This window comes from Listeria grandensis (assembly GCF_014322885.1).
Lineage (GTDB): Bacteria > Bacillota > Bacilli > Lactobacillales > Listeriaceae > Listeria_A > Listeria_A grandensis.
Map to the genome: position 1 here is coordinate 126869 of NZ_JAASUG010000002.1, position 26981 is coordinate 153849.

The 26981-nt window shown below is 42.5% G+C and carries 19 protein-coding genes; 3 read left to right on the top strand and 16 right to left on the bottom strand.

Annotated elements, in window-relative coordinates; translation table 11 throughout:
• The 3 genes from HCJ54_RS03255 to rpsB form a co-directional block, all read right to left on the bottom strand.
• The gene (locus HCJ54_RS03255; RefSeq protein WP_222712949.1) at positions 1-840 is read right to left on the bottom strand and encodes a TNT domain-containing protein; all 840 of its coding nucleotides are present in this window, start codon (positions 838-840) and stop codon (positions 1-3) included.
• 328 nt (positions 841-1168) lie between these two features.
• Positions 1169-2053 (bottom strand): translation elongation factor Ts, encoded by an 885-nt coding sequence (tsf, locus tag HCJ54_RS03260; RefSeq protein WP_036064898.1) that lies wholly within the window; start codon positions 2051-2053, stop codon positions 1169-1171.
• A gap of 83 nt (positions 2054-2136) precedes the next feature.
• Positions 2137-2922: a 30S ribosomal protein S2 gene (gene rpsB / locus HCJ54_RS03265; RefSeq protein ID WP_036093911.1), complete on the bottom strand. Its 786-nt coding sequence runs from the start codon at positions 2920-2922 to the stop codon at positions 2137-2139.
• 826 nt (positions 2923-3748) lie between these two features.
• On the opposite strand from rpsB, the gene adhE reads away from it, so the two are divergent.
• The gene (gene adhE / locus HCJ54_RS03270) at positions 3749-6349 is read left to right on the top strand and encodes a bifunctional acetaldehyde-CoA/alcohol dehydrogenase (RefSeq protein WP_187136628.1); all 2601 of its coding nucleotides are present in this window, start codon (positions 3749-3751) and stop codon (positions 6347-6349) included.
• Between the two features lie 531 nt (positions 6350-6880).
• Positions 6881-7294: a VOC family protein gene (locus tag HCJ54_RS03275; RefSeq protein ID WP_185408749.1), complete on the top strand. Its 414-nt coding sequence runs from the start codon at positions 6881-6883 to the stop codon at positions 7292-7294.
• A 247-nt stretch (positions 7295-7541) separates the two neighbouring features.
• Here HCJ54_RS03275 and HCJ54_RS03280 read toward each other — a convergent pair whose 3' ends face one another.
• From HCJ54_RS03280 to HCJ54_RS03320, 9 genes are all read right to left on the bottom strand, one after another.
• Positions 7542-8114: a DNA-3-methyladenine glycosylase I gene (locus HCJ54_RS03280; RefSeq protein WP_185525317.1), complete on the bottom strand. Its 573-nt coding sequence runs from the start codon at positions 8112-8114 to the stop codon at positions 7542-7544.
• Between the two features lie 17 nt (positions 8115-8131).
• Positions 8132-9067, bottom strand: coding sequence for an aldo/keto reductase (locus HCJ54_RS03285; RefSeq protein WP_187136629.1), 936 nt, complete (start codon positions 9065-9067; stop codon positions 8132-8134).
• Between the two features lie 90 nt (positions 9068-9157).
• Positions 9158-11866, bottom strand: coding sequence for an aconitate hydratase AcnA (gene acnA / locus HCJ54_RS03290; protein ID WP_187136630.1), 2709 nt, complete (start codon positions 11864-11866; stop codon positions 9158-9160).
• 173 nt (positions 11867-12039) lie between these two features.
• Positions 12040-12618 carry a lytic transglycosylase domain-containing protein gene (locus HCJ54_RS03295; RefSeq protein WP_244966890.1) on the bottom strand — a complete coding sequence of 193 codons (579 nt, stop codon included), beginning with the start codon at positions 12616-12618 and terminating at the stop codon, positions 12040-12042.
• A 65-nt stretch (positions 12619-12683) separates the two neighbouring features.
• Positions 12684-13106 (bottom strand): general stress protein, encoded by a 423-nt coding sequence (locus tag HCJ54_RS03300; protein WP_187136631.1) that lies wholly within the window; start codon positions 13104-13106, stop codon positions 12684-12686.
• A gap of 18 nt (positions 13107-13124) precedes the next feature.
• Positions 13125-16295, bottom strand: a complete 3171-nt coding sequence (locus HCJ54_RS03305) for a DEAD/DEAH box helicase (RefSeq protein WP_187136839.1) — start codon at positions 16293-16295, stop codon at positions 13125-13127.
• A 30-nt stretch (positions 16296-16325) separates the two neighbouring features.
• Positions 16326-16895 carry a GNAT family N-acetyltransferase gene (locus HCJ54_RS03310; RefSeq protein WP_036064876.1) on the bottom strand — a complete coding sequence of 190 codons (570 nt, stop codon included), beginning with the start codon at positions 16893-16895 and terminating at the stop codon, positions 16326-16328.
• A gap of 134 nt (positions 16896-17029) precedes the next feature.
• Complete coding sequence (locus HCJ54_RS03315) at positions 17030-20101, bottom strand: AAA family ATPase (protein ID WP_187136632.1); 3072 nt, start codon at positions 20099-20101, stop codon at positions 17030-17032.
• Positions 20098-21225, bottom strand: coding sequence for an exonuclease SbcCD subunit D (locus HCJ54_RS03320; RefSeq protein ID WP_187136633.1), 1128 nt, complete (start codon positions 21223-21225; stop codon positions 20098-20100). Before HCJ54_RS03320 ends, HCJ54_RS03315 begins: the two co-directional genes overlap by 4 nt.
• Before the next feature lie 159 nt (positions 21226-21384).
• Here HCJ54_RS03320 and HCJ54_RS03325 point away from each other — a divergent pair, with 159 nt between their 5' ends.
• Positions 21385-21993, top strand: coding sequence for a lysophospholipid acyltransferase family protein (locus tag HCJ54_RS03325; protein WP_185408756.1), 609 nt, complete (start codon positions 21385-21387; stop codon positions 21991-21993).
• A gap of 109 nt (positions 21994-22102) precedes the next feature.
• On the opposite strand, the gene HCJ54_RS03330 is transcribed toward HCJ54_RS03325, so the two are convergent.
• The 4 genes from HCJ54_RS03330 to HCJ54_RS03345 form a co-directional block, all read right to left on the bottom strand.
• Positions 22103-22606, bottom strand: coding sequence for a hypothetical protein (locus HCJ54_RS03330; RefSeq protein ID WP_187136634.1), 504 nt, complete (start codon positions 22604-22606; stop codon positions 22103-22105).
• A gap of 118 nt (positions 22607-22724) precedes the next feature.
• The gene (locus HCJ54_RS03335) at positions 22725-23201 is read right to left on the bottom strand and encodes a CcdC family protein (RefSeq protein ID WP_185408758.1); all 477 of its coding nucleotides are present in this window, start codon (positions 23199-23201) and stop codon (positions 22725-22727) included.
• Between the two features lie 78 nt (positions 23202-23279).
• Complete coding sequence (locus HCJ54_RS03340; RefSeq protein WP_187136635.1) at positions 23280-25079, bottom strand: ABC transporter ATP-binding protein; 1800 nt, start codon at positions 25077-25079, stop codon at positions 23280-23282.
• The gene (locus HCJ54_RS03345) at positions 25066-26832 is read right to left on the bottom strand and encodes an ABC transporter ATP-binding protein (protein WP_187136636.1); all 1767 of its coding nucleotides are present in this window, start codon (positions 26830-26832) and stop codon (positions 25066-25068) included. Before HCJ54_RS03345 ends, HCJ54_RS03340 begins: the two co-directional genes overlap by 14 nt.
• Between the last annotated feature and the right edge of the window lie 149 nt (positions 26833-26981).

Genomic DNA, 26981 nt, shown 5'->3' on the forward strand with positions numbered 1-26981 from the left:
TCATTTAACCTCCTTTATTAATCCTAATTGTTCATAGTATTTAACGCTTGTAGTAAATCTAATTTGCGCCCCTCCACCTGCTCCAAAAACTTGAGCAACGTCACCTCGTTGTGGATTAGCTAAATCTTCAAAACTTAATCCCCATTCTTCCATTATGTCATCAATCTTATTTTGGACTTCTTTGGAAGATTTGCTATAGGCAGTCTTTATATTTGTCTCTGTGATGTCTTTAAGTACTTCATATTGATGATATTTCATACTACTCTCTGGATAAGGCAGCCCTCTAGTTTCATAGTCTAATATTTTCCCGCTTTCCACTGGACTTGTAAATCTTCCACCAGCATCTCCATACCTATCAACAATTTGTCCAGCTTTCAAATCAGCATTAATTGTAATAGCTCTTCCAGTTTTATCTACAATAAATCCGTTTGCTACGGGCCACTTTATTTCCCCAGCTCCATCAAGATACTTAGGTGAGCGAACCAATTCTCCCCATTTAGATTGATATGCGATTTCTCCGTTTGCTAAGCCAATTTTCTTCGGGGTAAACGGCGTTACAACTGCCCCAACTTCTTCATTCAAAGCATTTACTTTAGAACTCACACTTACTTCTTTCACGTTTTTTATCTTGCTTAAATCATTAATTCCTTTCGTAATTCCAAACATACTAGCAAAAAATACAGTTGTGCTGGCCAACCCATAGGCATCGCCTTTTTTATAAGGCTCTAAATAGCTAGACACGATACCCTCCCAAAACATTCCCATTGTTCCTGATGGATCACTTCGCAAGTTTTTCATTAACATAGCGATACTTTCTAAATGCTTTTCTGGATGTTTCAAGCTATCAAGCGCACTTTTCCCAAATCCAAAAATAGAATCCCTCGTAGACGCACCGATTTGACGTACTTTATTTCGATCATATTGGCTATTTATTATAGCAAAGTTTTCTTATTTTGAAACCAGTGTTATTAAAATTTTTTACAATCAAATATTTCTTGATAAAAAAGAAGCTATTGGATGGCAGAGAATAAGTAGCAAAAACAGAACTGGACAAAATTTTCTAGCAGAAATGCCCACGATCCAATGAATCTAAATGATTTTAGTTAAAATCTAAAAAAACCGCTATTCAACGCGAATAGCGGCCCATCTAAATCACGCGAAACATGACTTATTTCTTCACTTGGTTCATAACTTCCTCAACAAAGTTATCTTCTTTTTTCTCTAACCCTTCGCCGACTTCAAAGCGAACGAATGATTTGATTGTAGCGCCTTTTTCTTTCACGAATTGGCCTACAGTTACGTCTGGATTTTTAACAAACGGTTGGTCTTCTAGGCTAATTTCGCTAAGGTATTTCGTTAAGCGGCCTTCCACCATTTTCTCAACGATATTAGCTGGTTTGCCTTCATTAAGCGCTTGTTCTGTAAGAATTTTTCTTTCGTGCGCAATTTCGTCTTGAGAAACGTCATTACGTGAAATGTATTTAGGATTGATCGCAGCAACGTGCATCGCAACGTCTTTCGCAATCGCGTCATCAGATGTTCCTTCAAGAACAACTAACACACCAATACGTCCGCCCATGTGGATGTATTCGCCAAACGCGTGATCGGCAACTTTTTCTTTTACTTCAAAGCGACGAAGTGAGATTCTTTCACCGATTTTTTGGATAGCTTCGTTAATGTAATCTTGCAAGCTTTGACCATTTGGCATTTCTGTTTTTAATGCTTCGTCTAAATTATCTGGACGAACCGTTAAAATTTGATTGGAAATATCTTTTACTAATTGAATGAATTGGTCATTTTTAGCTACGAAATCTGTTTCTGCATTGATTTCAAGTACTACAGCATGCTTATCATTGCTGACAACACTTGTCATACCTTCTGTAGCGATACGATCAGATTTTTTAGCAGCTTTCGCGATACCTTTTTCACGTAGGTAGTCGATTGCTTGATCCATATCTCCATCTACTTCTACTAATGCTTTTTTACAATCCATCATACCTGCACCAGTTTTTTCGCGCAGTTCTTTTACCATTTGAGCTGTAACGTTAGCCATTTACAATTCCTCCTAATATAAAAATCTTTGAAAAAAGGTGATAAGAGATTGCCACTTATCACCTTGTTAGTTGTAAATCGTTTTTATGCTTCTGTAGTTGGTTCTTCCGCAACAGGAGCCGGAGCTGCTGCAACAGTTTCTTCAACAACTGGAGCTTTTACTTCTTCTACAGGAACTTCTTGCTCTTCACCTTGATTTACTTCGATGATTGCATCAGCCATTCTAGCAGTCAAAAGTTTAACCGCACGAATAGCATCGTCATTTGCAGGGATTACGTAATCAATTTCATCTGGATCACAGTTTGTATCTACAATACCGATGATCGGGATGTGTAATTTACGAGCTTCTGCAACAGCAATACGTTCTTTACGAGGGTCAACGATGAACAAAGCGTCAGGAAGACCTTTCATATCTTTAATACCGCCTAGGAATCTTTCTAATTTCTCTTGTTCTTTCTTAAGTAGAACAACTTCTTTTTTAGGAAGGACTTCGAAAGTACCGTCTTCTTCCATTTTTTCGATTTTCTTAAGATGTTTAATACGTTTTTGGATTGTTTCAAAGTTTGTCAATGTTCCACCTAACCAACGATGGTTAACGAAGTATTGACCTGAACGAATCGCTTCATCACGAACGGAATCTTGCGCTTGTTTCTTAGTTCCTACAAAAAGGATTGTTCCACCGTCAGCAGAGATTTCTTTCATGAAATTGAAAGCTTCGTCTACTTTCTTGACAGTCTTTTGTAAATCGATAATGTAGATACCATTTCTTTCTGTGAAGATATATTTCTTCATTTTTGGGTTCCAACGGCGTGTTTGATGACCGAAATGTACCCCAGCTTCTAACAATTGTTTCATTGAAATAACAGGCATGTTATTCCCTCCTATTGGTTTTATTTTTGCGGATTCTTCCGCCCTCCGCATGTATCAACCAGACAAAGACTTGCATGCAAGCACCTTTTGTTCTGTCCACCATGCGTGTGTGATTTAACACTGTTTTCTATAATAGCACAAAGTTCGCATTGTGACAAGCGTTTTGCAGTGTTTCCTCCTGTTTTATATGCCTACGAAAAACTATGCTAATCCCTTAAATCAGTCTTCTATTCATGTCTATGCCCAGAAAACGACGTGTACACATTTATCGTATTGCAAATGCATCATCCCAGTCATAGCGTGGTCAAAGCTTTGGCAATGATTTATCCGAATACTAGAGAAAAAGTAAGAATCGGCATGCCAAAACACTCAAAATACGTCCAGCCCTCCAGAAACGTCGGTATTTGAAAAGCAATCATAAAAACGGAAAGCCACGATACAAAAATTGCATAGCATTGAATCCGTTTCCTCCATATTGTTACTTCTCTTTCTAGAAAATACACTATTTTATTGGGAAATTATGCGATGCTCCTGTTAAACTCTTACAATCCAATCAAGCGACGCTCCTCTATTTTCTCAAAATGTATAGGTCAAACAGTTCATTTCTCTTCTTCATACTTATATCCATTTTACCATTTTCAGCATCAAGTGAATATATTCACAATAAACTGTAGACAAAAACTTTGTGAAGTGTTACACTTACATTGTAAATAAGAAATCCAGAAAGATGACGGCGAGTCGACCGCCGCAATTTTTTTGGAACAATAGGGACGTTAAACGTCACAATAGGACGTTTTAAGTCCCTATATCATTGGAGGGTTCACAAATGGCAATGAAAGAAAAAGCTGTTAATGAAGTAGTAGAAGTTCAAAAAGTAATCGATACACTCGCAAGTAACGGACAAAGCGCACTAAAGGCGTTCGCCGATTTTGATCAAGAGAAAGTAGATAATATCGTGCATGCGATGGCCTTAGCTGGTCTTGACCAACATATGCCACTTGCTAAACTAGCGATTGAAGAAACAGGTCGCGGAATCTACGAAGATAAATGTATTAAGAACATTTTCGCAACAGAATATATTTGGAATAACATCAAAGCAGACAAAACAGTCGGTATTATTCATGAAGATAAACAAACCGGCGTGGTTGAAATTGCAGAACCAGTCGGCGTTATTGCTGGGGTAACACCTGTTACAAACCCCACTTCTACGACACTTTTCAAAGCAATCATTGCAATCAAAACACGTAACCCAATTATTTTTGCCTTCCATCCAAGCGCTCAAAAATGTTCCTCTGAAGCGGCTCGTGTCGTATATGAAGCAGCAGTTGCGGCAGGCGCTCCCGAACATTGTATTCAATGGGTAGAAAAACCATCGTTAGAAGCGACAAAACAATTGATGAACCATAAAGATGTAGCGCTCGTTCTTGCAACAGGTGGTGCTGCCATGGTTAAATCAGCGTACTCTACTGGTAAACCGGCACTTGGCGTTGGCCCTGGTAACGTTCCCGCTTACATCGATAAAACAGCGAAAATCAAACGTGCAGTAAACGACTTGATCCTATCGAAAACATTCGATTACGGTATGATCTGCGCCTCTGAACAAGCTGTAATCGTCGACAAAGAAGTGGCTAAAGCTGTTAAAGACGAAATGGAAGCAAATAAATGCTACTTCGTTAAAGGTGCTGAGTTCAAAAAACTAGAAAGCTATGTGATCAATCCAGAAACACACGCGTTAAATCCAAATGTAGTCGGTAAATCCCCTGCTTGGATCGCAAACGAAGCTGGTTTCAAAGTTCCAGAAGATACAAAAATGCTTGTAGCTGAAATTAAAGGTGTGGGCGATGATTACCCACTATCTCATGAAAAACTAAGCCCAGTTCTAGCTTTCATTGAAGCAAAAGACCAAGCACAAGCCTTCGATCGTTGTGAAGAAATGCTCGTATACGGTGGTCTCGGTCATTCAGCAGTTATTCATTCTACAGATCGCGAAGCACAACTTGCATTCGGCTTGCGCATGAAAGCATGTCGTATCATTGTGAACGCCCCATCTGCTCAAGGCGGAATCGGCGACCTTTACAATGGCTTCATTCCTTCTCTAACACTCGGTTGCGGATCTTATGGTAAAAACTCTGTATCCCAAAACGTTAGCGCAACAAACCTTTTAAACGTGAAACGTATCGCAGAACGGAGAAATAATATGCAATGGTTCAAACTGCCACCAAAAGTATTCTTTGAAAAATATTCCACACAATATCTACAAAAAATGCCTAACATCGAACGCGTATTCATCGTAACCGACCCAGGAATGGTTCAATTTAAATACGTTGACGTTGTTATCGAACACTTGAAAAAACGTAGCAATAATGTGGACTATCAAGTATTTGCAGACGTAGAACCAGACCCATCTGACGTTACCGTTTATAAAGGTGCAGAATTAATGAAAGACTTCAAACCAGATTGCATTATCGCACTTGGTGGTGGTTCCGCAATGGATGCTGCCAAAGGAATGTGGTTATTCTATGAACACCCAGAAGCTTCATTCTTCGGTTTGAAACAAAAATTCTTAGATATTCGCAAACGCACATTCAAATATCCTAAACTTGGTGAAAAAGCGCAATTCGTTGCTATCCCTACTACATCTGGTACTGGATCTGAGGTTACTCCTTTTGCCGTTATTACAGATAAAGAAAATAACATTAAATACCCACTAGCAGATTACGAGCTAACTCCAGACGTAGCAATTGTCGATGCACAATACGTTATGACTGTTCCAGCTCACATCACTGCTGATACAGGTATGGACGTATTAACACATGCGATTGAGTCTTACGTATCTGTTATGGCGAGCGATTATACACGCGGATTATCTCTACGTGCCATCGAAATGGTATTCGAATCATTACGTGCTTCCGTACTTGAAGGCGATGAAGATGCCCGTGAAAAAATGCACAACGCTTCCGCTATGGCAGGTATGGCCTTCGCCAATGCTTTCCTAGGAATTAACCATAGTTTAGCACACAAAATCGGGCCTGAATTCCACATTCCTCATGGCCGTGCCAATGCTATCCTTATGCCACACGTTATACGTTACAATGCAACAAAACCTAGAAAACATGCGTTGTTCCCAAGATACGAGTCTTACCGTGCAGACCAAGATTACGCACAAATCGCTCGCGTATTAGGTCTTCCAGCTTCGACAACAGAAGAAGGCGTGAAATCACTAGTTGATGCGATTATTAGCCTTGGTAAAGATTGCGGAATCGACATGAGCTTGAAAGGTCAAAACGTTGATAAGAAAGCATTTGACGCAGTGGTTGATACACTTGCTGATCGTGCGTTTATGGATCAATGTACGACTGCTAACCCAGTTCAACCGCTCGTTTCTGAGTTGAAGGAAGTTTATATGAATGCTTATAAAGGTGTTTAATAAATAGTAATGCAAAAGAGGACAGCCGATTTTTGGTCGTCCTCTTTTATTCATGTTAAGATGAAATTTTCATACTACCGGTATTTTCTTGGCATACTTGATTTTTTCGATGTACCCCGCTGCAAATTAGTACTGTCTGGATTTAAATTAAAGCTTTACCTCAGGTTGTGCATTTTCAGAGCTCAGCGTATCTCATCTGTATTTGATAGTGTCTCATTTGGGCTCTTCTTTCTTGCTGAATAGCCTTCTTTACATGCATAAGAGGTATACTCTCATACATCCGAAGAATATACCCAACATATTAAAGTGGAAATATACAAACGCATCACAAAGTGATAAAACCTTTCTGGAAAAATGATTAATAACTATTTTGATCATTTTTCCATACTTTCAACTTATTAGTTTACATAATATGATTATTGTCACTTAATAATTTGCTAAGAAATTTTGTTTTTCGTTGGATTTATCAAGGGAAATCGCTTATACTTGCTCTATCACCTAGCGTGATAAACTAGTTTAGGAGGACATACTATGCCAATAACAATACCTTACTTACAATTTAACGGAAATGCAAAAGAAGCTCTGGATTTTTACGGAGATGCTTTTGGAGCCACGCCAACAATGGTTCAAACCTATAATGAAATGGGTGATTCTCGTGGGGATGAAGCCCTTGGAAACCGAATTGTACATGCTCGCCTTGAAAAAGATGGTGTCGAAATACTTTATTTCTCTGACTCCTATGTTGACGAATCATTAGTTCCTGGAAATATGCTCTCCATCGCATTCATGTTTGCAGATGAGGCTTCACTTAAGTCTACGTATGACATTTTAAAAGACGGTGGACAAGTGGGGATCGAGCTTCAAGAAATGCCTTGGGGCGGGGTTTATGCAAAAGTCACGGATAAACTCGGTATTGAATGGCAACTCAATTGGCAAAAAGCATAAAATAGGGCGAGAAGCATGGTCATATTTAGATGACTTGGCTCCTCGCCTATTTACTATTCCATATTCCCCATGAGCGTCAGTGCTCCTCGTGCTTCATTATTTGAGTCTGGACAATGGTACGCTGAAAGTACGAAGGTCTGTGTCACCTGTTGTTAAAATCGCATTTCCTGTAAACTCCATCATTTCAGCCTTCTTCCCTAAAGTATATTCACGCTTTATCATGGGAACTTAGAAAACCTGAACAAAGCTAATCACGATTTTCGGTATGATACGGGCAGGTCACAACATGATCATCAATCATCCCAATCGCTTGCAAATAAGAATAAATAATAACCGGCCCAACAAAAATAAAACCACGTTTTTTAAGATCTTTGCTGATTCGCTCGGACAATTCAGTTTGAGCTGGCATTTGTGACATGTCTGTCCAATGGTTGATAATGGGCTCTCCATCTGAGTATCCCCAAATATAGTTCGCAAAAGAACCAAACTCGGCCTGCACTTTCAAAAAAGCAATGGCATTTTTGCGGACTCCGCCGATTTTTAGTTTATTTTTCACAATTTCTGCAGTTTCGCGTATGTGTTCGAGCTCCTCATCGGTCATTGCAGCGCATTTATCTGGGTTAAATTGATGAAAAGCTTCTTTATATGCAGCTCGTTTATTCAAAATTAAACGCCATGATAACCCGGCCTGTGCGCCTTCCAAATTCAGCATTTCAAATAGATATTGTTCGTTACGGCTCGGCACTCCCCATTCGTTATCATGATAAACTTGCTCTACCGTCTCATTCATTGCCCAACCACATCGTTCTTGTTGTCCCATACTTTCCCCTTCTTTCTTCAGGCTTTAAATAAAGCTCGAACATCGGCTATCTCCGCTTGTGTTAATGTAGCATCCAATGTCTTCATATTCGCACGCACTTGTTCGGGGCTCTTCGCTCCTGGAATCACGACATCTACACCAGGAATGCCAAGTGTTGCCGCCAAGACGATATTCGCAATAGAGACACCGTATTGATCTGCTAAACCTTGAAGACTATCCACTTTTGCGATGGTATCTAGATACGCTTGTCCTTGGAAATGCGGGCGATCTTTCCGGAAATCTTGCGGCGGATTCTGTGCTGTGAATTTCCCTGTTAATAGGCCACTTGCAAGCGGTGTATATGGTATGAAAGAGATACCGTTCTCAGTACAATAAGGAATCATATCTGCCTCGAGTTCCGGATAAATTAAAGAATACTTATCTTGCACCACATCCACATATCCATCTTTGTTCGCTTCTTTCAGTGCCGCCATACTAAAATTAGATACACCAATCGCTCGAATTTTACCGGCCTCTTTAAGTTCCTGCAAGGCTCCAACTGCTTCATCAGGAGGGGTTACGCCATCCGGAAAATGAATGTAGAATAAATCAATGTAATCCGTTTGCAAACGATCCAATGCGCTATCTACAGACTTCTTCAAAAAATCCGGAGAATTATCTAATGTCACACCGGCATCTGTCACAATGTGTGCAGCTTTCGTTGCCAAAACGACCTCTTGTCGGCGCCCAGTCTCTGCCAAAACCTCACCAATAAGCGCTTCTGAACGCCCCAATCCATACATAAATGCACTATCAAAAAAATCGACGCCTTCTGCTAAAGCTACACGAACCGTCTCACGGCTCACCTCTTCATCAATATTTTGAAATAGATTATGTGCGCCAATCGTATTTGCTCCAAAGCCAATTGGCGTTACCAGAAGCCCAGTCTGACCGATCTCTACTTGTTTCCCCATCTGAAAACCCTCCTTAAATTATCGCTATAACATATGATACCATAAAAAAACATCGAACGCACGTTCTTGTTCGATGTTTTTTCATTTTCTTTATTTCTTTAATTTTCCGCGTAGAACCATTGGTAAAATACCGCCGTGACGATAGTAATCAATCTCCACGTCAGAATCAAAGCGAACAAGTGCTTCAAATGTTTTCTTTGTACCATCTTCGGCAATTGCTGTTACCGTCACGAAATCTTGTGGGGAAACCGTTTCATCAATGGCTACACTAATCGTTTCGCGACCAGTAAGCCCTAATGAATCAGCGCTTTCACCAGCTTTGAATTGTAATGGTAATACGCCCATCATCGCAAGGTTTGAGCGATGAATCCGTTCATAACTTTTGGCGATAACGGTTTTAATACCAAGTAGATTTGTACCTTTCGCAGCCCAGTCACGAGAAGATCCCATACCGTAATCATCTCCAGTTAAAACAACAAGCCCTGTGCCGGCTTCTTGATATTTCATAGACGCATCATAAATCGGCATGATTTCTTCGGTTGGCCAGTAAGTCGTATAACCGCCCTCCGTTCCTGGCGCTACTTGATTACGAATTCGGATATTGGCAAATGTGCCACGCATCATCACATCATGATGCCCACGACGCGAGCCGTACGAGTTGAAATCACGAATCGCTACACCATTCGCTTGCAGATACTTCCCAGCTGGCGTATCTTTTCCGATTGCCCCTGCTGGAGAAATATGGTCGGTCGTAACCGAATCGCCAAATTTCCCGATCACACGAAGACCATTTAGCGGTTCTACTGTGCCAGCCTCTGGCGATAAATTCTCGAAAAACGGCGGATTTGCAATATACGTTGAGTCACCATCCCAGTCGTAAAGTGCTTGTTCCGAAGTCGCAATCGCGTTCCACTCTTCATTTTGACTGAAGACATGTTTGTATTCTTCGCGGAATAGTTCAGGCGTTACGGTTGCTTCCACGAGTGCCTTCACTTCTTCTTGTGCCGGCCAAATATCACTTAAGAAGACATCCTCACCGTGTAGGCCTTTCCCAATTGGTTCTGTTAACATATCGATATTTGTTGTCCCAGCAAGCGCGTACGCTACGACAAGTGGTGGTGAAGCTAGGAAGTTGGCTTTCACCAAAGCATGAATCCGTCCTTCAAAATTACGGTTTCCACTGAGTACAGCAGAAACAAGAAGATCATTATCCACAATCACCTGTTCAATTTCGTCTTTCAATGGGCCAGAGTTACCGATACACGTTGTACAGCCGTAACCAACAAGGTCAAAGCCCAACTTCTCAAGAAACGGCAATAGACCAGCATCTTCTAAATAACCCGTAACCACCTTCGAACCTGGCGCAAGCGATGTCTTCACGAATTTTGGTACTTCTAGGCCTAGTTCCACAGCCTTTTTCGCTACAAGTCCGGCGCTTAGCATCACATATGGATTTGATGTATTCGTACAACTTGTGATAGCCGCAATTGCCACGGAACCTGTTTTCATCGTTGATTGGTCGCCGTTACCGAATGTTATTTTTGCTTCCTTGTGCAGATCTTTTTTCGATAACCCGAAACCTTGGTTGCCATTTGGCGCACTAATGGATGCTTGGAAGCTTTCCTTCATTTTAGACAATGGAATCAAGTCTTGCGGACGTTTTGGACCTGCGAGATTCGGTTCGATCGTACTTAAATCAAGTTCCACCACCGACGTATAGTTCGGCTCTTCATTTTCAGGTGTGAAAAACAGCTCATTTTGTTGTAAATATTCCTTCACAAGCGCAACTTGCTTCTCTTCACGACCGGTCAAACGTAAATAGGTGAGCGACTCCTCATCCACAGGGAAAAAGCCACACGTTGCACCGTATTCTGGCGCCATATTCGCAATCGTTGCACGGTCAGCAAGCGGCAATGACGCCACGCCATGACCAAAGAACTCGACGAATTTGCCGACTACTTTCTTTTCGCGCAATACTTGTGTTACTTTTAAAGCTAAATCGGTTGCTGTTGCGCCATTTGGTAACGCGTTAATCAGCTTGACGCCGATGACTTCTGGGATTGGAAAATAAGATGGTTGGCCAAGCATTCCAGCCTCCGCCTCAATTCCACCAACACCCCAGCCCAGTACGCCAATTCCGTTGATCATCGTCGTATGTGAGTCCGTACCGACCAAACTATCTGGGAACGCCGTATACTCATTCTCCGCTACTTGATTTGCAATCACAACACTCGCCAAGTACTCCAAGTTTACCTGATGCACAATACCTGTTGCAGGTGGCACCGCACGATAGTTATCAAACGATTTCTGCGCCCAATTTAAAAATTGATACCGCTCCATGTTGCGCTCAAACTCTAATTTCATGTTGATTTCAAGCGCTTCTGGATTCGCATAACTATCCACTTGTACCGAGTGATCGACAACGAGATCTACCGGAATCTCTGGGTTGATATCTTCCGGGTTACCGCCCAGATCTGCCATCGCTTTACGCAGTGATGCCAAGTCTACAACCGCAGGGACTCCAGTGAAATCTTGCAGAATAACACGTGCTGGTTTGAATGGAACTTCCCCGTCGTTCTTACTGTTCGCATTCCAGTGTGCCAAATCCTCAATATGCTTATCTGTGATGATGCGTCCGTCCGCTTGACGCAATACTGATTCTAATAATACGCGGATCGAGTAAGGCAGTTTTTTAATGGATGTTTGACCATCCGCCTCGAGTGTTTTTAATTGATAATAATGATACGTGTCGTCGCCAATTTGAAACGACTGCTTTGCTTTCTCATTCCATTTTGTCATTATTTTTTCCTCCCACTTGTGTTTACCATTCGCTCTTGCTGCCCTCTTCTACTCCTCTATTGTACGAAAAAAAGCGTGATAAGTAAACTAAGATAATTCGATGCTTTTTGATAAGTAAAAATTATTGCCAGTGCCACACCAAAAAAAGTCGAACAAAACTGCCCGACTCTTTCTTATTTCCCTGCTAGATCCTTGCTCCAGGCCTTCTTGAACTGATCGCGATAGAATAAAATATCCTTCACGTAAATATCACTATGATTATATTTAAAAATCGCCTGTTTCTCTTTACCTTCTTTGGCTCCGTTGTCTGCTAAAAAATTGGCCGTAGAGTACACTGCGTCTTCTAAATTCCACGGATCAGCCTTTCCATCACGGTTTGCATCCACTCCGTAACCACCGTACGCCTTAATCACGGCCGGATCTACCATGTCATCATCAGAAAAGTAGCCAACGCCACCCGTCGCTTGGCAACCTTCTGCGCCCCAACCAACAAACGTACAAGGCATAAATTGCATCGGACCAATCGCACCAACACCTGAAATCATTGGCTCGACCGTCGAGAATTTGGTCTCCACGCGATGTACCGCGGCTAGTAAAAACCAGTCAATCCCATATTCTTTTGCCGCCGCCTGATAAACCTGGACAAACTGCTCCGGAATATCCTGCGTGTATGGTTTAGGTTTTTCGCCCGCCCGAAACTGCATCAAAACGACGAGCGCCAAACCTAATACGAACAAGGATAAAATCGCCAAAAACAGGCTGCGTCTTTGTTTATTTTTGCGTAGTTGCGCCTTTGTGGGCTTTTTCTTCGCTACCATTATCTTGCCAAAATTAAGATTTCACCGCTGTGTAGCGCGCGAACAAACGCATCAATTTGCGCATCATCTAAATCAAAATCAGCAAGCAAGCGTTTCACCGATTTATCACTCGTATTTGAAAACCATTTGGCAAAAGGACCTGCCGCGTAAAGCGCACCATACTTTGGATTGTATACTTGCGGGATCATGATAGCGCCACTGAGCGATTGTAAAATCCCAGAAATAACACCAAAAGCCTTTTCATTTACCGGCCTTTCTCGCTCCACATTCGTTGATTCAATGATTTCATCTATTTCGTCCTCTTGATCCGATTTAGCGAGAATCGAAATGTTCTCTTTTTTATAACCACGAACTTCTAATTCTGTAATTTTTGCTACCGCTTCATCATCATTTCCGACCACAAACACTTCCCAATTTTCCATAACAGTCGCGTCCCTTCTCTAATTCAATGTCAATATTTCTTTTATCTCATCTGTTGTTAAACGATGCAACATTTGCTCGCCAGGCTGGATTAATGCATCCATCAACGCCTGTTTTTTCTTCTGTAAATTATAGATTTTCTCTTCAATCGTGCCTTTTGTTATCATCCGAATAACCTGCACCACGTTCTTCTGACCAATTCTGTGCGCACGACTCGCCGCTTGCTCTTCCACCGCCGGATTCCACCATAAATCATATAAAATAACAGTATCTGCACCAGTCAAATTCAAACCAGTTCCACCAGCTTTTAGGGAAATAAAGAATAGATCAGCATCTCCAGCATTAAACGCGTTTACAAGGTCCATTCGACTTTTCGAAGGCGTGCTACCATCCATATAAAAATAGCGATAGCCTGCTTCTTCCGCTTGCGCTCTCATAATCTGCAACATAGACGTAAACTGCGAGAAAATCAAGATCCGCTTGCCACTTTCTCGTGCTGTCTGTATTGTATCAAACAACTGTACTAGTTTACCAGAACCACCCTCATAATTCTCAACAAAAAGGGCAGGATCACAACAAATTTGACGCAATCTTGTTAAACCAGCCAACAGTTTGATACGATCTTCCTGATCATTACTATCATTTGACGCAAGCTCTTGCTGAATTTTTTCTAGATAAGCCAAATAAATCGTTTTTTGTGGCTCGGTTAACTCAGAATAAAGATTCGTTTCGATTTTATCCGGCAACTCTTTTACAACGTCGCGTTTGAGACGGCGCATTAAGAACGGTCGAATCATTTGCGCCACTCGATCATGTGGCAGTTCTTTGAATTTGCGTAACGATGGGAAAAAGCCCGGCATAATCGTCTGGAACATCGTCCACAACTCATCGATACTATTTTCAAGAGGCGTACCACTGAGCGCGAAAATATTCGTTGTTTTCAGCGATCGAACTGCTTGCGATGCTTTCGTGTGGTAATTTTTAATCGCCTGTGCCTCGTCCAAAATAATCGTTTGGAAACGAGTCGTCAAAAACTCTTGCTCATCTTGACGGAGCGACGGATACGAAATCAAGTACACGCTATTCGGTTCGATTTGTTGAATAAGCTCCAAGCGCATTTGCGATGTGCCATGAATCACCGTCACTGGAATATCTGGTGCGAACTTCTCAAACTCGCTTGCCCAGTTATATAAAAGCGATGCCGGCGTCACAATTAAGACCGGCTTCATATCGACATTTCCTTCCAAACATGACGTAATATACGTGATCGCCTGCAAGGTTTTACCGAGTCCCATATCATCGGCCAACACGCCACCTAAATGATACTTCCCAAGCGATTTCATCCATTCAAAACCAGTCACCTGATACTCACGAAGTTCCGCGTTCAAGTTCTCTGGTAACGGATATGAAACGTCTTCTTGGTTCACAATTTCCTGTAGCAAATCACGGAATGTCCGGCTAAACTTGTTGTGCTCATTTTGCGCACTTCCCATCGCCTCATAAATCTGCATGCCACGATAAAGCGGCACTGCCATTTGCTTGTCCACTTCTTTTTTACGGACGTCTAAAATATCAAAAATCGCTTCCATTTGCTGATAACTCTCGTCTTCAAGCGACAAGAAACGGCCATTATTCAAACGATGGTACTTCCGTTTTTCCCGCAACGACTGCAGTACTTCTTGAATCTCATCCTCTTCAATTCCTTGGAAATCAAAAGCAACCGATAAATAATCATTGTCCTGCGACACATCGATTGTTGTCGTTGGCTTCACGTGCTCCTCCACCATCTCTTCTAAGCCATCTTCCAAATAAATCGCGACATCCGCTGACAAGCTTGGCACGACCCGATAATAAAACTCGTAAAGACTCGCTTCATCCGAATTCACAACCATTTGCGTCTCCGAAAAATGAACTGGTGCAGCCTCGATTTTACGCATAATTTTAGCCTCTGTTTCCATATCACGAATCATAATTCGCCCATCTGGATCCACACTTTCTGTGAGTGCAAAAGGATCAAAAACCTGCGTTCCATAATGATACTCCAGTTTTAATACATGTTCGCTGTCTTTTTGCGAGATCCACATCTTTGACACAAGCGGTTGCTGAATAACCCGGTCTTCAATCGATGGATCAATTTGGACGTGTCCACTTTTTTGTAGCGATGGCAACACATAGGACATCACTTCACTGAGTTGCGACTCCTCGAACTGGACAACCTCATTTTCCGTCACACTATGAAAGTGGATAAGCGGCGTCAATTGATCCCAAACCGCATCACTTGGCCGATAAAATACCCCGTTCAAAAACAACAACTGATAACTCTCCAAATAACTCGCCTGCTGCAATTCCTCCATCACGAGCTGATACATGTCACCATCCTCATTTTTGCGGAACACAAAAGAAAATGGCAAGGTACCCTTTTTAAAGGCCAAGCCGCTATATTTAATATCCTCATGAATACAAATCGTATTTTGCCCCATCAAATCAGCTAAAATCGACTCTGCTAAACTTGGCGGAATAATTAACACTTTCTCTTCTGCATACGATTTATTCCAATAAAAACTGTCCGTATCATACATTTTGGCAATCTCGTTAATCTTTGCCAACTCAGCAAAAATCACCAGATCACGCTCGCCGAAATAATGCTCAAACGGATCGAAACTGAAATTCTTCGTGAAAAAATAGCTCGTATGTTGCTTGATCGCCTGCAAAAAATCGCCAATGTTTTTTACCACATACGTCCGATCTTGCCCCACTTTCAAATCAAGCGTCAACATGTTTTTATCGCGATTTTCCTGCATTCGCAAAATATATTCGACCCGAAGCGGCGTCTTAGCCGTCGTATCAAACGTATCAAACTGCCGATCCATATTTTCCTGAAACAAGGAGAGAAGCGTCGTTGCTTCTTGCGCCAAAATTCGTTGCTTGAAGTTCGCTTTTTCGATTTTCGTTTGGCGCGCCTCATGTTCGAGCTCAATCGCGTAAATATGCGAGCAAATGCTGTTTTCTTGATAATAAATACAGTCGCATTGATAATTCCCATTCGCCACATGCTTTACTTCATAAGAAACCCGATCATCCACCACCACAGAGCGAAACATGTTGGCATAAGAAGTCGCCTCCTCAAAAACAGTAATGGCACCATCTTCTAGTAACTCGCGCCCTTTTTTCTTAATTGAAACAGGAATCATTGTGTTTTTTGGATCTGTTAACAAATTCGCTCAACTCCTGACATTTTGGGTCATATGATAATAATCATGACCAGATAAAACCAAATCGTACTCCGACTCGAAACCTAATTTTTTATAGAGATTCAACGCTCCTTCATTTGCCTTTTCCACGTTGAGCGCAATAATTTCGCAATTTTTAGCAACCGCCAATTCTTTAAAAGCATGCAATAATTCTTGTCCAATACCTTGTCCCCGATAAGCAGAATCGACAACGAGTGAGTCCAAATAATATTCACCCATCCACGTCTCCTGCTCCGTAAAGAGCGGTATTTTATTAACGATTCCAAACATATCTTGAATGCCTTCCCAATCGTCGTCCAGATGTTCCGCATGATCCCCATGGTAACTTACAAGAATCCCCGCAACATTCCCATCTATTTCCTTCACCATCACATTCTCCTTACTAAACCGGTAATCCGGTCGTAAAAAGCTCGCCTCAATCATTTCTAACATCATTTCCTTACTAACACCATTCAAAAACGGCAATTCCATATCCTCTAAAATTATATAAATAAGTGGTGCGACATGTTCCGCATCTTCCGCCTTCGCTTGTCGTATCATCACAATTCCTCCATTCATTTCATCAGGAATAATGTTCCCTTTTTTTATCCAATACTTCATTATATCGAAAAAACGATGATGTTACAAACTAGGAAGCCAAATTCACACAAAGTCCGCACCTCCATCCTAAATGCTTATTGCTCCTGCGTGAAAAATTTCGTCGTGCTGCCATGATTTGTAGCCGTTACTTCTAGGCGTGTCGAAATCCGTTCTTTTAGCTCCGGAACATGCGAGATAATTCCTACAAGCCGACCCGACTCCTGCGTCTCTAGCAAACATTCCACTGCCATTTCCAAGGATTCCGGATCAAGTGTACCGAATCCCTCATCGATAAACATCGTCTCAAGCGAGATTCCACCTGACATTTCCTGCACCACTTCCGCAAGTGCCAAAGCCAAAGCGAGTGATGTTTTGAAGCTTTCCCCGCCAGATAACGTCTTCACATGCCGTTCCAAGCCAGTATATTCATCATAAACCTCAAGCTCCAACCCACTTTGCACGTTTCCCTTTGACTTTTCCTTTTTGCGGATCAGTTGAAACCTACCATTCGTCATTTTTTTCAATCTTCCATTCGCCCGAAGCAAAATCGTATCCAAGAAAGTCGCTAACACAAAGCGTTCAAATGTCAGACGTCGCTCATTTTTCCCACGCGCCATATCTGCAAGATATCCAACATCCGCATACGCCTTCTCCGCCTCACTCGTCTCACCAAGGTACGCTAAAAACTGCTCCGATAATGCCGTAATCTTGCGAATCGTCTCTTTTTGCGCCATCCACTGTTCCGCTTTTTCATGATATTCCTGCTTCGCCTCACGATCTAATTGCTGTAAAACTAGAATATCCGGTTTTTTCGACTCTGCAAGTCGCGCCTCCATCGCTTTCAAACGCTCCGATACAAAATGGTATTGTTGCTCAAAATCCCTAATCCATCGTTCCTTCTCCTCCAGAATTTCTGCTGTTAAAATGGCTTGGCGATACGTTGGATAGTCCGCAAAACCATTTGCCACCATAATCTCTTTAAAAATCGTTCGCTGTGTGGCTAAAGCCATTTCGGATTTTTCCGTTGCTTTTTCTGTCACTTCTTTTGTCGAAACTGCCTTGTATTGTTGCTCCTTAGCGCTATTGTGTTCTGCCTCCACACTCTTTTTTCTTGCCTCAAAAGCAGCAATTTGCGCCGTTAGTGTCTCTTGCTGTTTATAGAATTGTGCCGTATCCTGAAACGCCTCTGGTACATCTTCTAATAGTAAGGTATACGTTGTTGCCGCCGTGTCGACTGCTTTACGTACCACTTCTAACGCCTCTTGTTGCTTCCCTTTTAACACGGCCAACTCTGTCTGCTGTTGCTTATTACGCGCCATCTGGTCTTCGATATCTCTAGTTTCCTCAAAAAAAGCTTCCATTTTCAGACGTTCTTGCTCTTTTTCAGTCAAAACCCTGGAACATTCGAGTTGCTTCGCCTTTAGTCCTGTCAATGATTCTTCCGTCGAAATGGGAATCTGTTCGATTTGCCAACGTTTCTGTTCTACCTGCATCGCGATTGTTTTTAGCACATCTGCCTTTGCGATTTTCATCGCGCGCGCCGCGTCTACCTCTTGCTTCGTCACGATCGCTGATTGCGTCGCGATTTTCGGATGGTCCAGCGCCCCACATACCGGGCATGCCTCCCCATCAACCAAGGTCGCCGCCAACATCGCCGCCTGCTCCTTCTGCCACTTTGCATCTAATTCAGCTGATCGTATTTCAGCTTCCCGAGATGCTTTTTCTACCACCTCAGAATCAATCTCCAACTGAACCAATTCCGCTTGTAATACCGCTTTTTGTTCCCAATTGTCTATCTCTGACAACAACACCGCTTCTCTTTGCTTCCATTCGCCATGTTCCTGCTTTACTTCCGCATGTCTCACGCGTGTCTCATGCACTAAACGCACTTGTTCCACCAAATATTCTGATCTAGCCAGGCAATCCTTTTCTTGCGCTTGTAAAAGACCCAATTTCTCCTCCAAAGCTTGTTTTTGCTCACGGTCACGTGCCATATCCTGTTGCAGCCCTAGTGCTCGTGTCACCTTCACTTCCATTGCTTGGAGCTGTTCTCTTTCCTTGATCCAAGCAACATACGATGGTTCCACTTCTTTGATTTGCCCCATTTCCAAAACCGCCTGCGTAAGCCTTTCTTCGCTTTCCTGCAACGCTTCCAACGCACGCTGCTGTTCTTGTTTCGCCTCATCTAGTTGTTGCTTCAATCGCAAACATAACGCATCCTGATCAATAATCGCTCCCGCCTTACGCGCCAAATCCACTACGTGCTTCTCTTGATTACACTGCGAAAATTGCTCCGTCAACGTCTCTTTTTCTGCGCGTAACTGAGCTAATTCGGCCCATTCTGCTAGCCTTCCCTCTGCTAACGTCACATTTTTAGCCGCGATTTCTGCTTTTTGCTTCGCCAGATCGACTTGTATCTGCATCGCTGCACCGGTTTCTCGCTCTGCTTTAATCCGCTCGGAAAACATCATTTCCAAATCCCCCGTTGTCTTCCCAACAAGCGCCTCCTCATCAAAAGCGCCCAGCGTAATCCCCGCTACTTTTTCACGTAATAACCGCACGCGCTGTTCCAGTTCTTTTTGCCGATCCCACAACTGATTTTCAATCAACTGATAAAAATGCGTATGTGCCAATCGCTGCAAAATCGCTTCCTTCTCCTTACTTTCCGCAACGAGTAATTCGCGAAACTCGCCTTGAGGGATCATCAAAATTTGCCGAAACTGATCCACATTCAGCTGAATAATCTCCTCCATCTTCGCACCAACATCACGAACTGAAGTCGCAAGCAATTTTTCCTGCTCCCCGTCCAACTCATAAAGCTCCGCCTTCGCAGTGACTGTTGTGAAGCCTTCCCCGCGTTGTTTTGGAACGTCCTGTTGCGGCAAACGGCGAACCAAATACCTCACATCCCGCAGTAAAAATTCGAGTGTTACTTCCGTCAAATCCTCCGCTTTCGCAAAATGACTACGTAGCGAAAACCCTTCCCGATCATTCGTATTTGCCCGTCCAAAAATCGCAAAACTAATCGCATCAAAAATCGTCGACTTCCCAGAACCCGTCTTCCCAGAAATCACAAAAATCCGCTCCGCACCGAGCTCCGTAAAATCAATTGTCTCCTTACTTGCATACGCCCCAAAAGCCTGCATCGAAAGTCGTAAAGGTCTCATATTTCCACGCCACCCTTCACACTATCCATCGTCTCGCGCATAATTTCTACTTGTTGCTCCGACATTTCTTTCCCACTAACATGCTCAAAAAACTGCGCAAACAGCTCTAAATCATCTTTTTTAATCACATCTTCAAATCGCTCAAACGATCCTTCTGCCAATTTCTCCTGTACTCGCTCTAAATGCAGCACATTCGGATAAAACGCCCGCAACTGCCCCATTGGATCAATCAGCGCACCCTCATCTAACAAATTAATTTGCAAAAAGTCCTCATTTCCAGGCTCAACGGTCGTTATCAAATCTTCCAAATATCCTTCGATAATCCGCAAATCATGCAACGGCTCTAAAAAGCGTTCCCGAACCTCCTGCAACACCTTACCTTCCAGCGTTACTATGCGCACACTCTTCTTGTCTTTACTCTCCGAAAATGAATATTTAAGTGGCGAACCCCCATAAAAAATACTCGGATGATGAATCGCATGTGGATGATGTAAATGCCCCAGTGCCACATAATCAAAACCGTCAAAACAATTCGTCGACACCCGATCCACATTTCCAATCGCTAACTGTCGCTCCGAATCACTCGGAATGCCACCCGCCACAAACGCATGCCCAACCAAAATTTGCGGCTTATCTGGATCCCAAACCGTTCGAATTTTGGCGGTTATCGCTTGCATTGCATCCTCAAACGAATGCACCGACTTATGCTCAAAAACGGCACGTACCAATGCCGGCTCATGATACGGGACAAGCCAAACTTGCGCTCCTTCCCACTCGATAGGCGTCCACACTCCACCAAGCTCCCCTTGAATATGTAAGCCACTCTTTTCATACCAAGCCGAGCCAAAATTCACCCGTTGCGCACTATCATGATTTCCACTAATAGCAAAAATCGGTTTTCCAAGTGTCACATTCAGCCTCATCAACACGTCATTCAAAAGCGTCACCGCATCCGCTGGCGGCACCGACCGATCATACAAATCCCCAGCAATCACAATACCGTCGACTTGCTCTTCCTCCGCAATCTGTGCCACCTGCTCTAAAATATAGCGCTGCTCCGCAAGCATAGAAACCCCGTTCACAATTTTACCCAAATGCCAATCTGCCGTATGTAAAAATTTCATCCCAACGCCCCATTTCAAATTTTTATGTAAAAAAAACCGTTACCTTCAGTATACTATATTTTAAAGAGAAATAAGAACACCACATAAGCACTAGACGTTTTCCAAACTTTTCAGTATACTAAAACCAAGACTAAAAAAGAATTATGGGAGTGAACCAACTTGTTCTACACTTTTGCGCGAAATTTCGTCCACGTCATCCTGACTATCCTTGGCGGACGTTTCGAAGTACAAAATAAAGAAAAAATTCCAGAAGCACCGTTCGTTGTTGTTTCAACGCACACATCGTGGATGGAGATCCTCTACTTAGGCTTTGCAATCAAACCACTTCAAATCAACTACATGGCTAAACAAGAACTATTCAAAACAAAATTCCTCAACTGGTTAATGCGCCATCTAAATGCCTTTCCAGTCAACCGTGAAAATCCCGGTCCAAGCGCGATCAAATTACCAATCCGCCTTTTAAAAGATGGTAAAGTCGTCGGTATTTTTCCAAGTGGGACCAGAAAATCAACGGGACTGCACTTAAAAAGAGGCGCCGTTACCGTAGCACTAAAAGGAAAAGTCCCGATTTTACCAGCCGTATACGACGGTCCGAAATCATTCGGTGAACTTCTCAAACGTAAAAAAATCACCATCCGCTTCGGCGATCCGATTCATTTCAACGACAAAGACCTTGATCAAAAAGAATTACTAGAAGTAAAATCAACGGAAGTATTAAGCACATTTGAGCGATTACAATCCGAAATAGACGCAACCAAACTAAAATAAACAAAAGCCTTGATCTCCCTCTAGTTATGAAGAGGAATATCAAGGTTTTTTGATAGATAGAAAAACGCTGCACCCAATTTCCGAGTACAACGTTCTTGATCACTTCGTATTAAGCGGCTGTGTCGTTCATAATATTCGACGGTGCTAAACCGACATCTTTCAATACTTTACCAAGTGCATCCGAAGCTTTTTGCATCGCCTCATCTGCTGATTTTGTATCAATTGGAGAAGCTTTTAAACCTGCCGCTTCATCTGCATAAGCATCACTTAATTCTTTTACCGCTGCTTTAAAGGCACCTGTTGATACGCCTAGATTAGGTACTTTTACATCTGCTAAAACAGTCGACACCTTATCCGCAGAAGTACTTGCTGCCGTTGCAAGCTTTGTTAACTCCGCTCCTGTTGGCGGTGTGTCACTACCAATCGCTGCTTGATAAGCATCATAATCCGCGTCGTTGTCATTAATTTTTGCTACTAAATCCATGTAGAAGCTCATTGCATCTGCACTGACGTCCTTTTTCTCTGTTGCTTTCTCATCTTTTGCACTATCTCCACAAGCCGCTAAGCTAAAAATAAGCGCGAGTGAAAACAAAGCTACTAACCATTTTTTCAAATGAAAAACCTCCTCTTTTTATACATGTTGCCTTTTTCACGCAACCTTACTCATTATAGCGATGTTACAAGAATAATTCAACCGTTTTCAGGAGATACATGCTCCCCATTTTTCTGGGTTATATTTCTTCGGTTTGCTCAAGCTTTCCGGCGACATTTTTATATTGGAAATACATTGCAATACGCCACGGGACAATCATGGCAAACGCTAAAATCCAGAACATGCCAGACAGCTCGCCGACATCGACAGAACCGCTGATCCAATACTTGATGCCAAGTCGAATTAACAGCAAACTTAGCAGGATGACAGGAAAAGATTTCGTTCGTTTAATAAAGACATACTTATGCTTAATTTCAAAGCGCGTCGTCCAAATTAAAATAAGCGAAAAAACGAACCCCATCAAAACTGCCTCTAAAATGCCAGCTGGCGATACACGAAAATATGGAATCACGAACATAAGCGCCCCTGTGCTCATCATAATTGGCGGAATAATGATCTTTTTCACAGTTGCCGGCTCCTTTGATGCTTTCATTCGAATCAAGATAACCCCGACACCAAAGACAAGTGTGATGATAATTGATAAAATAAATGACACGTTTTTTCCTCCTAATCAGCACTATTTTACTTGCCTCATTATAAACTTTTTTAGCAGAAAAACAACCTTTTTGTCCGTTTAACCAATATCTTCTAAATCCATACCACTGTTCTGTAATTGATACATCGAGTGGTACACACCGCCATGTTCCAGCAATTCCTCATGCGTTCCTCGCTCAATAATGCTTCCTTTACTCAGCACTAAAATCAGGTCGGCATCTTTAATGGTCGAAAGCCGATGCGCAATCGCAATCGTTGTTCTACCCTGGCGCATGTTACGCAGACCTGTTTGAATCAAGGTCTCCGTTTCCGTATCAATATTCGCCGTCGCCTCATCTAAAACAAGGATTTGCGGATTTGTGACTACCGTCCGGGCAAACGATATCAACTGACGCTGCCCACTTGAAAACGAAGCCCCACGTTCAATCACCTTATGGTCATACTTATCCGCGAGCGTATTAATAAATCGATCCGCCTGCACAAACTCCGCCGCTTCCAAAATTTCCTTATCCGTAATCAGCTTATTATGCAGTCTAATATTATCTTTGATCGTGCCATAAAACATGAAACTATCCTGCAAAACAAGCCCTGTTTTGGCGCGCAGTTCCTCCATCGGATACCGCTTAATCGATTTCCCATCAATCAGAATTTCACCCTGTTCAAACTCATAAAAACGCATCATCAGATTGATAATCGAACTCTTCCCACTACCAGTATGACCGACAAGCGCAACGGTTTGCCCAGACTCTGCCGTAAAAGAAATATCTTTTAGCACATCCTTTTTGCCATCATATGAAAACGTCACATTTTTAAATTCAATTTTCGCTTTATCGATTGCAAGGTTCTCCTCCACCTCTTGTTCCGGCGCTAAATCCGTACCATCCATAATTCGGAAAACACGCGAAGCCGCCGTAATTGCCTCTTGATACATCGCCAAGCGTTCCATGATATTGTAAATCGCTTCTAAAAATCGATCAAAGTAGCTAACAAACGCGTAGATTGTACCAATCGCAACAGCACCTGAAAAAGATTGAACCCCGAAGAAACTAAGAATCAATACAATCGCTAACGAATAGATCAAATCAATCGCCGGACCGAGCAAAAGGGCGTTAAACTTAATGTTTTTCATGCCAACATCATAGTAATCCTTATTGATTTCCTCAAACTCGCCGATTAATCGCTTCTCTTGGTTAAACTGCTGTACGATCGACATACCAGAAATCGATTCCGCAATTTTGGCGTTTAATTGGCTCAATTTTTCACGGCGCGCCCGGTAGAATTTCGAGCTATACTTCCGATAGACGATAATAATCAGCAACGTAAGCGGGAAAATAAGCAAGCTATACGTTGCAAGTTGCGCATCCATCACGAACATCGCTGCATAAATACCGATCAACATAAATAAACTCTGAATCGCGGTTCCAAGCACATTAATAAACATGTCCTTAATCGCTTCCGTATCATTTGTCACCCGTGAAACAAGGCTCCCCGCAGGCGTTTTATCAAAATAGCGCATCCCCATCGTTTGGAGTTTACTAAAAATATCAATCCGTATTTGCTGCACAATGCGCAGTGCAATTTTTTGGAATAATACAAGTTGAAAGTACCAAACAACCGATCGACCAAGCGTCAAGCCAATATATCCCGAGGCCAACAAAAGAATTGGCCCATACGCAAAATGTAGCGGTGTCAAATAATCATCCAAAAATATTTTGATCAAAATCGGCAGAAAGACATCCGCAAGTGTCACAAGCAGAACAAGAAATACCGTCAAAACTAGCGCCGGCACATGATATTTCGTGTAGCTAAACAAACGTTTTAAAACAGCGCGATGTTCTGTCCCGCTCATCGTTAACATCTCTTCATTATTCGGCTCCATTCGTATCACCTCCCGACTCGATGAACTCTTCTAACTGCTGATTATGGAACATTTCGGCATACCAACCATCAAGCGCCATCAACTCCGCATGCGTTCCACGCTCAGCAATCATCCCCTTATCAATCACAATCACCAGATCCGCGTGTTCCACCGAGCTCAACCGGTGCGCACTAATAATTGTCGTTTTACCCGCCCGCTCTTCTTTTAAATTATGCAAAATTTTCTCTTCCGTTTTTGCATCTACCGCCGATAATGCGTCATCTAAAATAAGTAGCTCCGGATTCATGATAAGCGCCCGAGCAATCGCAAGCCGCTGTTTCTGACCACCAGAAAGAGAGACCCCACGTTCTCCGACTACCGTATCATAGCCATCCGTGAACTCCGTAATATCCTCATGCACCGAGACCATCTCCGCAATTTGCTCCACATCCTCTTGCGAAATTTGTGGATTTCCAAACCGAATATTCTCCCGAACCGTCGTCGAAAACAAAAACTGATCCTGCGGCACATAACCGATCGCCTCACGCAAACCACGCACCGTGTATCGTTGGATTTTTTCCCCGTTGAACTTAATCGTTCCCTCGTAATCATCATACTCCCGCATCAACAATTTCAGAAGCGTTGTCTTCCCAGAACCCGTTCGCCCAACAATACCAAGCGTTCCTCCAGCTTTTAAGGTAAAAACAATATCCTTTACAACAGGCATCTTCTCATCCGGATACGTAAAAGCATCTACCTCAAAAGCAATGTCGCCATGAGGAAGCTCATGAATTGCACCAGACAAATCTTGCACATCTTCTGGCTCATTCAATAACGTGTTCAAACGATCATATGAAGCATTCCCGCGCTGAATCACATTAAATAAAAATCCAAACGCTAACATCGGCCAAATCAGCAAGAATAAATAGTTCGTAAAAGCGATCACCTGTCCAATTGTAAGCGATCCTTCCATCACGAACTTCGAACCAAACCCGAGCGATAAGACAAAGGAAACCCCGACAATAATTGAAATCATTGGATCAAACATAGCATCAAGCTTCGCTACCTTGACGTTGACCCCCACGACCTCCTCCGTTTGTCGTTTGAAATCTGCAATATCTTCATTCTCTTGGCCAAATGTTTTTGTCACCTTAATCCCAGATAAACTTTCCTGCGTCTTATCGTTCAACTTCGAAAATTCCGCCTGAGCACTATGAAAGCGATCATGCAACTTCCGTCCCAGCACAGAACTCCCCCAAACCATAAGCGGCATCGGCAAAAGCGCAATCAATGTCAGCCGCCAATCAATCGTAATCGCCATCGTTGCAATAACCGTGCTTCCCGTTAAAATCGAATCACATAACGTCAAAACACCAAATCCGGCCACTTGCTGAATCGCCGAAATATCATTCGTCGCATGCGCCATTAAATCACCGGTTCTGTAACGCTGAAAAAAGAACGGCGACATTTTAGACAGATGTTCAAATAATCGTAGCCGCAATTTCCGTTGCAACTTATTATCCGATCCAAATATCATCATCCGCCAAAAATAGCGTCCAATATACGCCACAATAGCAGCACCAAGCAAAATTCCCATCCACACCCACAACTGATTTTTTGTCAATGTGTCTTTCGTAACCGCGTCCACCGTCATCCCTAAAATTTTCGGCGGCACCAGTTGAAGTAGCGTAATCATAAACAGCAAAGAAATCCCAATCATATACGACCGCTTCTGCTCTTTAAAAAACCACCCCAACTCCTTATAAATCTTCATTTGTTAATCCCCACTTCCCGAGCAACCATTTTTCTCCTATTTTTGACCATAAAAAATAACGGACACATCGTACCTTGTCCATTACTGTTTGGAAATATATCGAATTTAAAGCACAAAAGAATACATACGAGCCCTCAAATAAGCTTGTA

Coding starts and splice junctions, on each gene's coding strand:
- rpsB (WP_036093911.1), bottom strand. CDS start 2,922: ATGCCTGTTATTTCAATGAAACAATTGTTAGAAGCTGGGGTACATTTC.
- HCJ54_RS03345 (WP_187136636.1), bottom strand. CDS start 26,832: ATGAAGATTTATAAGGAGTTGGGGTGGTTTTTTAAAGAGCAGAAGCGG.
- tsf (WP_036064898.1), bottom strand. CDS start 2,053: ATGGCTAACGTTACAGCTCAAATGGTAAAAGAACTGCGCGAAAAAACT.
- HCJ54_RS03275 (WP_185408749.1), top strand. CDS start 6,881: ATGCCAATAACAATACCTTACTTACAATTTAACGGAAATGCAAAAGAA.
- HCJ54_RS03310 (WP_036064876.1), bottom strand. CDS start 16,895: ATGATACGACAAGCGAAGGCGGAAGATGCGGAACATGTCGCACCACTT.
- HCJ54_RS03340 (WP_187136635.1), bottom strand. CDS start 25,079: ATGGAGCCGAATAATGAAGAGATGTTAACGATGAGCGGGACAGAACAT.
- HCJ54_RS03315 (WP_187136632.1), bottom strand. CDS start 20,101: ATGAGACCTTTACGACTTTCGATGCAGGCTTTTGGGGCGTATGCAAGT.
- HCJ54_RS03285 (WP_187136629.1), bottom strand. CDS start 9,067: ATGGGGAAACAAGTAGAGATCGGTCAGACTGGGCTTCTGGTAACGCCA.
- acnA (WP_187136630.1), bottom strand. CDS start 11,866: ATGACAAAATGGAATGAGAAAGCAAAGCAGTCGTTTCAAATTGGCGAC.
- HCJ54_RS03305 (WP_187136839.1), bottom strand. CDS start 16,295: ATGATTCCTGTTTCAATTAAGAAAAAAGGGCGCGAGTTACTAGAAGAT.
- HCJ54_RS03300 (WP_187136631.1), bottom strand. CDS start 13,106: ATGGAAAATTGGGAAGTGTTTGTGGTCGGAAATGATGATGAAGCGGTA.
- HCJ54_RS03280 (WP_185525317.1), bottom strand. CDS start 8,114: ATGGGACAACAAGAACGATGTGGTTGGGCAATGAATGAGACGGTAGAG.
- adhE (WP_187136628.1), top strand. CDS start 3,749: ATGGCAATGAAAGAAAAAGCTGTTAATGAAGTAGTAGAAGTTCAAAAA.
- HCJ54_RS03320 (WP_187136633.1), bottom strand. CDS start 21,225: ATGAAATTTTTACATACGGCAGATTGGCATTTGGGTAAAATTGTGAAC.